General features: G+C 61.1%; 8 protein-coding genes and 5 tRNA genes. 3 read left to right on the top strand and 10 right to left on the bottom strand.

Annotated elements, in window-relative coordinates; genetic code table 11:
* Positions 1–355: 355 nt before the first annotated feature.
* From ACQ4W7_RS13290 to ACQ4W7_RS13260, 7 genes are all read right to left on the bottom strand, one after another.
* Positions 356–431, bottom strand: a tRNA-Ala gene (locus ACQ4W7_RS13290).
* Between the two features lie 50 nt (positions 432–481).
* A tRNA-Glu gene (locus ACQ4W7_RS13285) sits at positions 482–557 on the bottom strand.
* Between the two features lie 51 nt (positions 558–608).
* Positions 609–684, bottom strand: a tRNA-Ala gene (locus ACQ4W7_RS13280).
* A gap of 134 nt (positions 685–818) precedes the next feature.
* Positions 819–894: transfer RNA gene (locus ACQ4W7_RS13275), tRNA-Glu, on the bottom strand.
* Positions 895–961: 67 nt separating this feature from the next.
* A tRNA-Ala gene (locus tag ACQ4W7_RS13270) sits at positions 962–1,037 on the bottom strand.
* Positions 1,038–1,161: 124 nt separating this feature from the next.
* The gene (gene gltX / locus ACQ4W7_RS13265) at positions 1,162–2,568 is read right to left on the bottom strand and encodes a glutamate--tRNA ligase (protein WP_426072305.1); all 1,407 of its coding nucleotides are present in this window, start codon (positions 2,566–2,568) and stop codon (positions 1,162–1,164) included.
* A gap of 68 nt (positions 2,569–2,636) precedes the next feature.
* Positions 2,637–3,548 carry a LysR family transcriptional regulator gene (locus ACQ4W7_RS13260; RefSeq protein ID WP_436531004.1) on the bottom strand — a complete coding sequence of 304 codons (912 nt, stop codon included), beginning with the start codon at positions 3,546–3,548 and terminating at the stop codon, positions 2,637–2,639.
* A 102-nt stretch (positions 3,549–3,650) separates the two neighbouring features.
* Between ACQ4W7_RS13260 and lysA the strand changes: the two genes are divergently transcribed.
* Together lysA and ACQ4W7_RS13250 are read left to right on the top strand one after the other, a co-directional pair.
* Positions 3,651–4,889 carry a diaminopimelate decarboxylase gene (lysA, locus tag ACQ4W7_RS13255; RefSeq protein WP_436531002.1) on the top strand — a complete coding sequence of 413 codons (1,239 nt, stop codon included), beginning with the start codon at positions 3,651–3,653 and terminating at the stop codon, positions 4,887–4,889.
* A 62-nt stretch (positions 4,890–4,951) separates the two neighbouring features.
* Entirely contained in the window at positions 4,952–6,514 is a 1,563-nt protein-coding gene (locus tag ACQ4W7_RS13250; RefSeq protein WP_436531000.1) for a phospholipase D family protein, read from the top strand.
* A gap of 7 nt (positions 6,515–6,521) precedes the next feature.
* Here ACQ4W7_RS13250 and ACQ4W7_RS13245 read toward each other — a convergent pair whose 3' ends face one another.
* From ACQ4W7_RS13245 to apbC, 3 genes are all read right to left on the bottom strand, one after another.
* Positions 6,522–8,198 carry an alkaline phosphatase family protein gene (locus ACQ4W7_RS13245; RefSeq protein ID WP_436530998.1) on the bottom strand — a complete coding sequence of 559 codons (1,677 nt, stop codon included), beginning with the start codon at positions 8,196–8,198 and terminating at the stop codon, positions 6,522–6,524.
* Between the two features lie 140 nt (positions 8,199–8,338).
* A complete protein-coding gene (locus ACQ4W7_RS13240; protein ID WP_426072310.1) occupies positions 8,339–8,746 on the bottom strand; it encodes a DUF4399 domain-containing protein in 408 nt (135 codons plus the stop codon).
* 87 nt (positions 8,747–8,833) lie between these two features.
* A complete protein-coding gene (gene apbC / locus ACQ4W7_RS13235; protein WP_426072311.1) occupies positions 8,834–9,922 on the bottom strand; it encodes an iron-sulfur cluster carrier protein ApbC in 1,089 nt (362 codons plus the stop codon).
* A 160-nt stretch (positions 9,923–10,082) separates the two neighbouring features.
* Here apbC and metG point away from each other — a divergent pair, with 160 nt between their 5' ends.
* Positions 10,083–12,239, top strand: a complete 2,157-nt coding sequence (gene metG, locus ACQ4W7_RS13230) for a methionine--tRNA ligase (RefSeq protein WP_426072312.1) — start codon at positions 10,083–10,085, stop codon at positions 12,237–12,239.
* Positions 12,240–12,257: the final 18 nt, after the last annotated feature.

The following is a 12,257-nucleotide window of genomic DNA, read 5'->3' as shown; positions in this document are numbered from 1 at the left end:
AGCCGCTCGAGGCGACTTTTATTATCATGTGATTTCTGCGCTATTGGTGGAGGTTTGCGGGAGCTAAGCGCTGACCTCTTGCATGCCATGCATGCGCACTAACAGCTTAGCCACATTACCCAGAGGGGTATGGCGGAAAGCGTCGCGGAAATAAAAAAAGCCGCTCAAGGCGACTTTGATTATCATGTGACTTCTGCGCTATTGGTGGAGGTAAGCGGGAGCTAAGCGCTGACCTCTTGCATGCCATGCAAGCGCGCTAACAGCTTAGCCCTATTCCCCCTAGCGAAGAAATCGCTGACGCAAATAAAAAAAGCCGCTCAAGGCGACTTTGATTATTATGTGATTTCTGCGCTATTGGTGGAGGTAAGCGGGATCGAACCGCTGACCTCTTGCATGCCATGCAAGCGCTCTCCCAGCTGAGCTATACCCCCCGGGCGCAGAAACACTGCTACTTCTTTACTGCCACAACACCAGACTGAACTGGCGTCCCCAAGGGGATTCGAACCCCTGTACTCACCGTGAAAGGGTGATGTCCTAGGCCTCTAGACGATGGGGACCTTGGTACTACATTTTTACTTCTACAGTTTGCTACTTTACTTCTGCGCTGTTGGTGGAGGTAAGCGGGATCGAACCGCTGACCTCTTGCATGCCATGCAAGCGCTCTCCCAGCTGAGCTATACCCCCCCGGGCGCAGAAATAATAAAAGCCGCACTTGGCGACTTTGTTCCACTACTTGCTTTCCATCCAGATTCCGCTTTTTACGGGCCTGAACTTACAACAATCAGTACAAACAACTGCCACTACTATACCACAAAACCTGGCGTCCCCAAGGGGATTCGAACCCCTGTACTCACCGTGAAAGGGTGATGTCCTAGGCCTCTAGACGATGGGGACCGCGGAACTACCAAACAACGACTGCACCACTTCAACGACTAACAAAACCCGACTGCGATTTTGCTGCTGGTGGAGGTAAGCGGGATCGAACCGCTGACCTCTTGCATGCCATGCAAGCGCTCTCCCAGCTGAGCTATACCCCCGTTGGTGCAGAAACAAGAGTATAGCAAAGAAGTTTCACTCTGCAAATACCCTTTTTCGTCTATGAGCAACTTTTCATAGGGGCGGTTTCTGCACTGCGTTTACACGTTCAATTCCGCGCGGCGATTACAGCCACTTTGCCAGGCGCGCCAACACGGTGTCGCGGCCGAAAATCACCACTACCTGGTCGATGGCCGGCGTCTGCAACTGGCCCGTCAAAATCAAACGCAAAGGCATGGCCAGCAGCGGCATCTTGATGGTGTTGGCAGCCAGCACTTCCTTGATCATGGCGGCGACGGCTTCCTTGCTCCATTCCACCGTGGCGATGCGTTCGGCGAACTGTGCCAGCACAGGCTTGATCGCATCCGTGATGTGCTGCGCCGCCAGTTCCGCTTCCGGCTGCGGCGCGCGGAAGAATAGCATCGAGGCGGCAGCCAGTTCGTTGACGGTGTTGGCGCGCTCTTTCATCATACCCAGCACTTGCGCCAGGTCTGGCGCGCCTTCGAAGACGGCGCCGGCGGCCAGCATTTGCGGGCGCGCCAGGTCGGCCAGACGGGTATTGTCGGCCTGCTTGATATAGTGATTGTTCAGCCAGGCCAGTTTTTCATTGTTGAACTGGGCCGCCGATTTCGACAGATGGTTCAGGTTGAACCACTCGCAGAACTGCTCGGTCGAGAACACTTCATCGTCGCCATGGCTCCAGCCCAAGCGCGCAAGATAGTTCAGCATCGCTTCCGGCAAAAAGCCTTGCGCCGGGTAATCCATCACGCTGACGGCGCCGTGGCGCTTCGACAGCTTCTCGCCGTCCGCCCCCAAAATCATCGGCAGGTGGCCGTACAGCGGCAGCGGTGCTCCGATGGCGCGCAGGATGTTGATCTGACGCGGGGTGTTATTGACATGGTCGTCGCCGCGGATCACGTGGGTGATCTGCATGTCCCAGTCATCGACGGCCACGCAGAAGTTATACGTCGGCGTGCCGTCCGGGCGGGCGATCACCAGGTCGTCCAGCTCGCGGTTGGAAATCGTGATCGAGCCTTTGACAACATCGTCCCACGTCACGTCGCCATCGAGCGGGTTCTTGAAGCGCACGACGGGCTTGCGATCAAAGGGTAAGGCCGGCAGAGTCTTGCCCGGCTCCGGGCGCCAGGTGCCGTCGTAGCGCGGTTTTTCACCGGCGGCGCGCATGCGCTCGCGCATCGCTTCAACTTCTTCCGGCGACGAGTAGCAGTGATACGCCGTGCCTTCGGCCAGCATCTGCGCCACCACTTCGCGGTAGCGGTCCATGCGCTGCATCTGGTAGAACGGGCCTTCGTCGTGGTCCAGGCCCAGCCACTTCATGCCTTCGATGATGGCTTGCACGGCTTCCGGCGTGGAGCGCTCCACGTCCGTGTCTTCGATGCGCAGCACGAAGGTGCCACCGAAGTGGCGGGCATACGCCCAGCTATATAAAGCGGTGCGGGCGCCGCCCAGGTGCAGATAGCCGGTCGGGCTGGGAGCGAAACGGGTGCGGACGGGAGTAGCGGTTGTGGTCATCGATGTAATCAGGCTTTGAAGTAAAACGCCATTTTACTCTGTTGACCGCCGCCGCTCCACAAGCGCCGTCACAGCTGCAGCAAGCGCCTTTTCACCTCGTCCGCCTGCGCATGCAGCGCCTGCTCGAACAGGGCGACCAGTTGCGACAAGGGCCGGTGCAGGGGCTTGACCAGATTGACGGTGAACGGCAAGGACACGGCAAAGCGGCGCATCTGCAAGCCCTGCCCCGCGTAGTCCAGCGCCGTGAGCGGATTGACGATGGCCAAGCCCACGCCTTCGCGCACCATGGCGCACACGGAGGCGGCGCTGTGCGTGTCGAGCGCCATGCGCCGTTCCACCCCGGCCTGCGCGAAAATGGCGTCGATCTGCTGGCGGTAGGGGTCGACGGCGGCCAGGCTGATGAAAGGCTGGCCCGCGAAGTCCGCCGGCTGCAGCACGGTTTTGCTGGCGAGCGCATGGCCGTCGGGCAGCACGCACACTTCATCGACGGACATCAGGGTGTCGAGCGCGGTGCCCGGCGGCGCATTGCCCACTTCCGTCAGGCCGATATCGTGGCGCTGCGCCGACAGCCACTCCTCCAGCAGCGGCGACTCCTGCGGCGTGATGCTGATGCTCACCTTCGGAAAATCGGCGACGAAGCGTTTACACGCCTGCGGCAGCAGCGAATGGGAAAACACGGGCAGGCAGGCGATCGACAACTGACCCTGATCGAACTGGCGCAAGGCTGCCGCCGTGCTGACGATGCGCTCCAGGCCGAAATACGCGCGCTGCACTTCCTCGAACAGTTGCAGCGCCTGGGCCGTCGGGCGCAGCCGCCCCCGCTCGCGCTCGAACAGCGTGAGGCCCGTCAAATGCTCAAGACGCGCCAGCTCGCGGCTGACGGTAGGCTGCGACGTGTGCAGCATAGCGGCGGCGGCCGTCACGCTGCCCGTCGTCATGATGGCGCGGAAGACCTCGATATGGCGCAAGGAGATAGTCATGCTCATATCATAAATGAATAAGGTAGGCTTAAATGGATATTTTATATTCGAAGCACAATCGGCCATCATGCCGTCATCTCCTTATTTCACCGAAAGCACACGATGCAGCCTGTCACCGACCAGACCCTCGCCCAACTCGCCCAGGAACACGGCACGCCCCTGTGGGTGTATGACGCGGCCACCATCCGCGCGCGCGTGGCGCAGCTGGCGCAGTTCGACACCGTGCGCTTCGCGCAAAAAGCCAACTCGAACATCCATCTGCTCACCTTGATGCGCGAAGCGGGCGTGCACGTGGATGCCGTCTCGCTGGGCGAGATTGAACGCGCCCTGCAGGCAGGCTTTACGCCAGCACAGACCAAGGGCGCGGCCGGTGTGGTATTCACCTGCGATCTGTTCGACCGCGCCACCCTGGCGCGCGTGGCAGAAGCGAAGATCGAAGTCAATTGCGGTTCCGTCGACATGCTGCGCCAGCTGGGCCCTGTGTCGCCCGGCCACCGCGTCTGGCTGCGCATCAATCCCGGCTATGGCCATGGCCATAGCAACAAGACCAATACGGGCGGTGAAAACAGCAAGCACGGTATCTGGCACGAAGAGCTGCCAGAGGCGCTGGCCATCATCCGCGCACATGGACTGCACCTGGTAGGCCTGCACATGCACATCGGCTCGGGCGTCGACTACAGCCACCTGGAAACCGTCTGCGGCACCATGGTCGACCTGGTAAAGAACATGGGCCACGACCTGGAAGCCATTTCCACGGGCGGCGGCCTGTCCGTGCCTTACCGCGATGGCGAGCAGCCGGTCGACACGGACCACTACTTCCAGCTGTGGGATGCGGCGCGCAAGCAGATCGAGGCGCACCTGGGCCACGCCGTGCACCTGGAAATCGAACCGGGCCGCTTCCTCGTGGCCGACGCGGGCCTGCTGGTGGCCGAAGTGCGCGCCACCAAGCAAATGGGCGGCAACCACTTCACCTTGTTAGATACGGGCTTCAATGAACTGATGCGCCCCGCCATGTACGGCAGCTACCATGAAATGTCAGTGATTGCGCATGACGGCCGCGCTCTCGATGTGCCGCGCGCCACCGTCGTCGGCGGCCCCCTGTGCGAATCGGGCGACGTCTTCACCCAGCGCGATGGCGGCGTGGTGGAAACCCGCTTGTTGCCCGCAGCGCAGGTGGGCGACTACGTGGTCTTCGAAGGCGCGGGCGCGTATGGCGCGTCGATGTCGTCGAACTACAACAGCCGCCCGCATGCGGCCGAATACCTGGTCGATGGGGAACAATCCCGTTTGATCCGCCGCCGCCAGACGGTGGCCGAGCTGATCGCGCTGGAACAGTTCTAAAACCCCGCCGCGTGCGGGCATGCGCATCTGCTAACATCGGGGCAACTCGATGAAAGTGCACCATGCCCGCCACCACCCTTGCCCGCCGCAGCACCGGTTTGCTGCTGGCGCTGCTGCTGTCCGCCGTTCTTGCCGGCTGCGCCTCACTGCCCTCGCTGGAAGGCCGCGTCGCCTCCACTGTCATCACCGATACGGCGCGCACCCAGCTGGCCACCGCCATTGCACCGCTGGTGGCGCAGCATCCCGGCGTGTCCGGCATTTATCCGCTGGTCGACGGGCGCGATGCCTTTGCCGCGCGCGCCCTGCTGGCCGCCGCCGCCCAACGCAGCCTGGACGTGCAGTACTACATCTGGCACAAGGACATCACCGGCACCCTGCTGTTCGACGCCCTGCGTCAAGCGGCCGAACGGGGTGTGCGCGTACGCCTGCTGCTCGACGATAACAACACGGCGGGCCTGGACCAGACCTTGACGATGCTGGGCAAGCAACAGAATCTGGAAATCCGCCTGTTCAATCCCTTCGTGCCCCGCGCACCGCGCGCTCTGGCCTTTGCCACCGATTTTTCGCGCCTCAACCGGCGCATGCACAACAAATCGTTCACGGCCGATAACCAGGCCACCATTGTCGGCGGGCGCAATGTGGGCGATGAATATTTTGGCGCGGCCGGCGAGGTGCTGTTTGCCGACCTTGACGTGCTGGCCGTCGGCCCCGTCGTCGACGAGGTCTCGCATGAATTCGACCGCTACTGGAACAGCGCCTCGGCCTACCCGGCCAGCCTGCTGCTGACCAGCCATGTCGACGGCGACGCGGCCACCATCGCCGCCGAGGCGGATCGCATCGACGATATCCAGGCGGCCGAGCAATACGTGCAGGCGCTGCGCACCTCGCCCTTCGTCAAGCAGATGATGGAACGCACCCTGCCCTTCGAATGGGCGCGCACGCGCATGGTCAGCGACGACCCCGCCAAGGTGCTGGGCAAGGCACGGCCAGGCACGGGCGTGGCGAAAAACCTGCAAAACCTGCTGGGCGTGCCGAAGAAGGAAGTGGACCTGGTGTCGCCGTATTTCGTGCCCGGAAAATCCGGCACGCAGGCCTTTGCCGAGCTGGCAAAACAGGGCGTGGGTGTGCGCATCCTGACTAATGCGCTGGAAGCGACCGACGTGGCGGCCGTGCATGCGGGCTATGCGAAGTGGAGGAAGCCGCTGCTCGAAGCGGGCGTGCTGCTGTATGAATCGCGCCGTTCGTGGGAACGGGGCGATGCGCGCGAACAGCCTGGCCGCTTCGGCAGTTCCGCCTCGAGCCTGCACGCGAAAACCTTTGCCGTCGATGACCAGCGCATCTTTGTCGGCTCATTCAATGTCGACCCGCGCTCGATCGAATTGAACACGGAAATGGGCCTCGTCATCGACAGCCCCGCGCTGGCCAGCCAGCTGGGGCAAGCCATGCGCACCACCATCCCGCAACGCGCCTACCAGGTGCTGCTTGGCGACGACGGCGCGCTGTACTGGATCGCCCGCGACGCCAGCGGCGGCGCCACGCGCTACGACACGGAGCCGGGCACCAGCGTGTGGAAGCGCATGGGGGTGGCGATTCTTTCGGTGCTGCCGATCGATTGGCTGCTGTAACGAGCGGCTAGCGCACCGCTTCCGTCAAAATCCGCCCTTCCGACGCGGACGGCTGGCGTATGCGCAGCAAATGGGCAAGCGTAGGTGCGATATCGACCACTTCCGCGTACTGGCCATAGGCGCCCGGCTTGATCCAGCGGGGGCCGAAGACCATCAGCGGCACGTTGGTGTCATACGTGTACGGCGTGCCGTGCGAGGTGCCGCCAACGCCCTTGCCGAAGTACCAGGCAGGCTTCGTCACCACCATCAGGTCGCCCGACAACTGGCGGTTCCAGGCGCGGCGCATCAGGGTGTCCATGCGCGTGGCAACGGCTCCCGTTTCCATCTGCGTGCGCGTGTAGACTTGCGCCAGGCCGTCCTGCTGTAGCAGGAAGCGGGCCGCCGCGTCTTCCAAGGCGGCGCGATTGACGCTGCTCTTTTCCGCCAGCGCGTAATCGAGGTAGATATTCGGCAGCGACGACGTCGTCACCAGCTTGTCCACGCCCAAGGTCGTGGCCAGGTGCTGGTTCAAGGCATCGACAAGTTTGGCGCCGTCGATGCGCTTGGCCGAAAAGCCGCGTGTTTCAGCGAATTCCGGCACGTTGGCAAAGCCATGGTCGGCCGTCAGTACCACCAGCACATTGTCCATGCCGACTTTTTTATCGAGGTCGGCAAAGAAGCCTGCCAGCATGCGGTCCAGGCGCTGCAGGTGATCGTGCGACATCTTGCTTTCCGGGCCGTAGGCATGGTTCACATAGTCGTGCGCTGACAGGCTCACACCCAGGATATCCGGCACGCCGGCCGGATTGCGTCCCAGGCTCTCGCCATCGATGGCGGCACGCGCGAATTCCAGCGTCAGTTCATCGAGGAAGGGACCGGCCTTCAAACGACTGTAGTACTCGCCATCGAGCTTGCCGCTGTCGCTGTAGTAGGCAAACGGGAAGGTGTTGCGCGCGCCCGGCTTGGCCGGCACCAGATCATCACGGGCGTCGCGCGCATAGGCAGAATCGGCCAACAGCGGCGTCCAGCTCTTGCCGTAGTAGCGGTCCTGCGGCCTGGCCGCCTGGTAACGCTGCACCCATTGCGGATGCTGCTGCATATAGTAGGTGCTGCTGGCGAAGTTGCCCGTCTTTTCCATGTACATATAGGCCGTGCCCGTTTTCCCTGCCAGCAGGATGGCGCCGCGGTCCTTGCCCGACACCGTGACGACCTTGGCCTTGTCGCCGGTGGAATAGCGCAACTCGTCGCCCAGGGTGCTCACGCGCAGCTTGGTTGGCGCCGTGCCATCGTCGGGCTGCGTGTCTTCGCCGATGTAGTGGAAATTGCCATCCTCGGTGCAGTACACGGACTTTTTCGTGACGGGATCGATCCAGTTATTGCCAATCACGCCATGCTGGTAAGGGTAGGCGCCCGACAGCACGGCCGAGTGGCCGATGGCCGTGACCGTGATGCCATGTGCCTGGTGCGCATCGCTGAACCACGCGCCCTGCTCCAGCAGGCGGCGGAAACCGCCCTGGCCGAACTGGTCGCGGTAGCGCGTCACCTGATCCTGCGGCAAGCCGTCCACCACCAATACCACTACCAGCTTCGGCTGCGCCGCAGTGGTCGGTGCTGCCTTGGTCGCATGCGCCTGGCACGCCGCCACACTAGCCACCAGCAGCAGCGCCTGCGCCAATTGCCGGGAAGGGGAGAAATTCTTGCTCATATGCACTCATCCAAAGTTAGGCCACCGAGCAGCGTACGCCGACTATATGACACAATGATGACAAAAGGCAACAATATGAAAAAGGCCAGGCTCCATTGCTGAAACCCGGCCCTGGCAGCCCTGCAGAGACAGGCAGGCGATTACTTGACCGTCACCTTGATGCTTTTGCTCAACGCCGGCCCATATGACTGGTGCGCGCCGTTGGCGAACTGCATGGTGAGCGTGTACTGGCCCGGTGGCAAGGTGACGTCCGTTTCCGTCTGGCCTTTGCCGAAATGCAAATGTTTGTCATCCATGGGTATCATCTCGCCCGCCTTCATCGGTCCCATATTGATGAGCAGATGATGGTGGCCCGTCTTGGCCGTCATGTCGCCGGCCGGCTTGATGTCCATGCCGCTGACGGCAAATTTCACCTTGAACGGGCTGCTGACGGTGGCGCCGTCAGCCGGCTCGACGAACGAAACGGATTGGGCGAAAGCGCCGGCGGCCAGCAGGCTGCCAACAACCACGGCTGCGGCTTGGCGCAGGAATACAGTGTTCAGGTGCATGATGTCTCCTCTTGTTTAGTTACAACACGGACTGCATGAAACCATATCCCTGGCGACCATGGCGCATGGGAGCGCCAAACCCAACGTTTAATCGTTCTTGATGACGATACTCGGGAACTTGCTCGTCATATCCTTCGCCTTTTCCGCCACTTTAATGGCGATGGTGCGGGCGATCTGCTTGTAGATCGCGGCGACGGGGCCGTCCGGCTCGGCCACGACGGTAGGCGTGCCCGAATCCGTTTGCTGGCGAATCGCCATGGTCAAGGGCAAGGCGCCGAGGAATTCCACGCCAAAGTCGGTGCACATTTTCGCGCCGCCGCCGGCGCCGAAGATTTCTTCCGCATGGCCGCAGTTCGAGCAGATGTGCGTGCTCATGTTCTCCACCACGCCCAAAATCGGAATGCCGACTTTCTCGAACATTTTGAGGCCCTTGCGCGCGTCCAGCAGCGCGATGTCCTGCGGCGTGGTAACGATGACGGCGCCCGTAACGGGCACTTTCTGCGACAGGGTCAATTGAATGTCGCCCGTGCCTGGCGGCATGTCGACGATCAGGTAATCGAGGTCGCGCCAGTTGGTCTGGTCCAGCAACTGCTGCAACGCTTGCGTAACCATCGGGCCGCGCCACACCATCGGTTCGTCCGGATCGATCATGAAGCCGATCGATGACACTTGCAGGCCGTGGTTTTCCATCGGCTCCATGCTCTTGCCATCCAGGGTCTTCGGCTGGCCGATAATGCCCAGCATCATCGGCTGCGACGGGCCATAAATATCGGCGTCCAGCATGCCGACGGTGGCGCCTTCGGCGGCCAGGGCCAGGGCCAGGTTGACGGCCGTGGTCGATTTACCAACACCGCCCTTGCCGGAAGCGACCGCAATGATGTTTTTCACGTTGCTCATCGGCTTCAAGCCGCGCTGCACCGTGTGCGAAATAATTTTCGACGACACGCCCACGCTGACATTGCCCACGCCCGGTAGCACGCGCAAGGCGGCCAGCACGGATTTGCGGATCAGATCGATCTGGCTTTTGGCGGGATAGCCCAGCTCGATGTCGAGCGAAATATCATTGCCGTCGACTTTCAGATTCTTGACTGTTTTGCTGGAAACGAAATCTTTATGTGTATTTGGATCAATAACCTGGGCCAGCGCGGCCTTGACGTCTTCTACTGTGATGCTCATGTAAATCTCCGTGTGTACTACATATGTGCAATACGCGCAGTCTAGCGCAAAATCGCCAGGGGCGATCAAGACAAAAGCGTCACTTGCCGGCGCTGCATCTGCTCATATTGCCTTTCCGCTGTTAAAATGTCCTATTATCCATCCCAAAAGTGCATCAATCATGACTCGCAAGCTGTTCGTCACCACTGCCCTGCCTTACGCAAACGCCGCTTTTCACATTGGCCACATCATGGAATACATCCAGGCTGATATCTGGGTCCGGTTCCAGCGAATGCAACGCGATGGGGCAGCCGGCCGTGAAGTGCACTTTGTGGGCGCCGACGATACGCATGGCACGCCCATCATGATCGCAGCCGAAAAGGAAGGCATCACGCCGCAGCAATTCGTCGCCAACATCGCCGCTGGCCGCGCCCAGTACCTCGATGGCTTCCATATCGCCTTCGATAACTGGTATTCGACCGATTCGCCGGAAAACGTGGACCTGTCGCAATCTATCTACCGCAAGCTGCGCGATACGGGTCTGATCGTCACGAAAACCGTCGACCGCTTCTTCGATACGGTCAAGGGCATGTTCCTGGCCGACCGCAACATCAAGGGCGAATGCCCGAAATGCGGCGCCAAGAACCAGTACGGCGACAATTGCGAAGTGTGCGGCGCGGCCTACCAGCCAACCGACCTGGTCAACCCGTTCTCGGTCTTCACCAACGCGACGCCCGTGATGAAGCCGTCGGAACAGTATTTCTTCAAGCTGTCCGACCCGCGCTGTTTCGAATTCCTGAAAAGCTGGCTGAATACGCCAGGCCGCTTGCAGCCGGAAATGGTCAACAAGGTCAGCGAATGGCTGGGCGAAGCGGGTGAAAAGCTCGCCGACTGGGATATCTCGCGCGACGCGCCTTACTTCGGCATCCCGATTCCCGATGCGCCGGGCAAGTTCTTCTATGTGTGGATGGACGCGCCCGTCGGCTACCTGGCCAGCCTGAAAAATTATTGCGACAAAAAAGGCCTCGATTTCGACGCCCTGCTGAACGATCCTGCCACGGAACAAATTCACTTCATCGGCAAGGACATCGTTTCCTTCCACTTGCTGTTCTGGCCCGCCATGCTGAAATTTGCCGGCCACCCCGTCATCGACAAACTGAAAGTCAATGTTCACGGCTTCCTGACCGTCAATAACGAGAAAATGTCGAAGTCGCGCGGCACGGGCATTTCGCCGCTGCGCTACCTGGACCTGGGCATGAACCCGGAATGGCTGCGTTACTACATCGCCTTCAAGCTGAACTCGAAAGTGGAAGACCTGGATTTCAACGGCGACGACTTCGTGGCCCGCGTGAACAGCGACCTGATCGGCAAATACGTGAACATCGCCAGCCGCTGCGCCGGCTTCATCGCCAAGCGTTTCGACGGCAAGCTGGCCGCGTCGCTGTCGGAAGGCGCGCAAAGCTGGATCAACCGCGCACTGACGGTGGACATGAATGGTGTCATCGTCGAGCGCCAGGCCAGCATCGCCGCACACTTTGAAAACCGCGAATTCGGCAAGGCTTTGCGCGAAATCATGGAAATCGCCGATATCACCAACCAGTATGTCGATGAAAACAAGCCGTGGATTTTGGCCAAGGATGCGGAAAAAACGGCCGAGCTGCACGACGTGTGCACCACGGCGCTGATCCTGTTCCGCCAGCTGACGATTCTGCTGTCGCCCGTGCTGCCTGGCGTGGCGAAGAACGTGGCCTCGTTCCTCAACGACGAGCAATTCACCTGGGCCGATACGCAAGTGTTTGGCGACGCCGTGTCGAACAGCATGCTGGGCCGTACCATCGGCGCCTACAGCCATTTGATGACACGCATGGATGCAAAGATGATCGAAGCGCTGTTTGATGCACCGCAAGCGGCCGCTGCCATTGCCGCACCCGCCGGCGATGCCGCCAACGACGCCGCAATCCCTGCCGCGCAAGCGGCCGCCATCGAGGAGCTGGCGCCCGAGATCAAGATCGACGACTTCCTCAAGATCGACCTGCGCATCGCGAAGATCGTCAACTGCGAACTGGTGGACGGCTCCGACAAGCTGCTGCGCCTGACCCTGGACGCGGGCGAAGGCCGCTTGCGCAATGTGTTCTCCGGCATTCGTTCGGCGTATCAACCGGAAGAGCTAATCGGCAAGCTGACGGTACTGGTGGCCAACCTGGCGCCGCGCAAGATGAAGTTCGGCATTTCCGAGGGCATGGTCATGGCCGCGTCCGCCGCTGACGAGAAGGCGAATCCGGGCATCTACATCCTGAACCCATGGCCAGGCGCCGAACCTGGCATGCGCATCCGTTAAGCCACCACAAGGACCGAT

The sequence above is a fragment of the Janthinobacterium algoris genome (assembly GCF_051380935.1).
GTDB lineage: Bacteria > Pseudomonadota > Gammaproteobacteria > Burkholderiales > Burkholderiaceae_D > Janthinobacterium.
Note: the sequence above shows the minus strand (reverse complement) of the source record. Positions and strands in the feature narration are given on the sequence as shown.

What these genes read in the sequence shown, in the direction of transcription:
- lysA (WP_436531002.1), top strand. Translation starts at nt 3,651, where the DNA reads ATGCAGCCTGTCACCGACCAGACCCTCGCCCAACTCGCCCAGGAACAC.
- gltX (WP_426072305.1), bottom strand. Translation starts at nt 2,568, where the DNA reads ATGACCACAACCGCTACTCCCGTCCGCACCCGTTTCGCTCCCAGCCCG.
- ACQ4W7_RS13260 (WP_436531004.1), bottom strand. Translation starts at nt 3,548, where the DNA reads ATGACTATCTCCTTGCGCCATATCGAGGTCTTCCGCGCCATCATGACG.
- apbC (WP_426072311.1), bottom strand. Translation starts at nt 9,922, where the DNA reads ATGAGCATCACAGTAGAAGACGTCAAGGCCGCGCTGGCCCAGGTTATT.
- ACQ4W7_RS13245 (WP_436530998.1), bottom strand. Translation starts at nt 8,198, where the DNA reads ATGAGCAAGAATTTCTCCCCTTCCCGGCAATTGGCGCAGGCGCTGCTG.
- metG (WP_426072312.1), top strand. Translation starts at nt 10,083, where the DNA reads ATGACTCGCAAGCTGTTCGTCACCACTGCCCTGCCTTACGCAAACGCC.
- ACQ4W7_RS13250 (WP_436531000.1), top strand. Translation starts at nt 4,952, where the DNA reads ATGCCCGCCACCACCCTTGCCCGCCGCAGCACCGGTTTGCTGCTGGCG.
- ACQ4W7_RS13240 (WP_426072310.1), bottom strand. Translation starts at nt 8,746, where the DNA reads ATGCACCTGAACACTGTATTCCTGCGCCAAGCCGCAGCCGTGGTTGTT.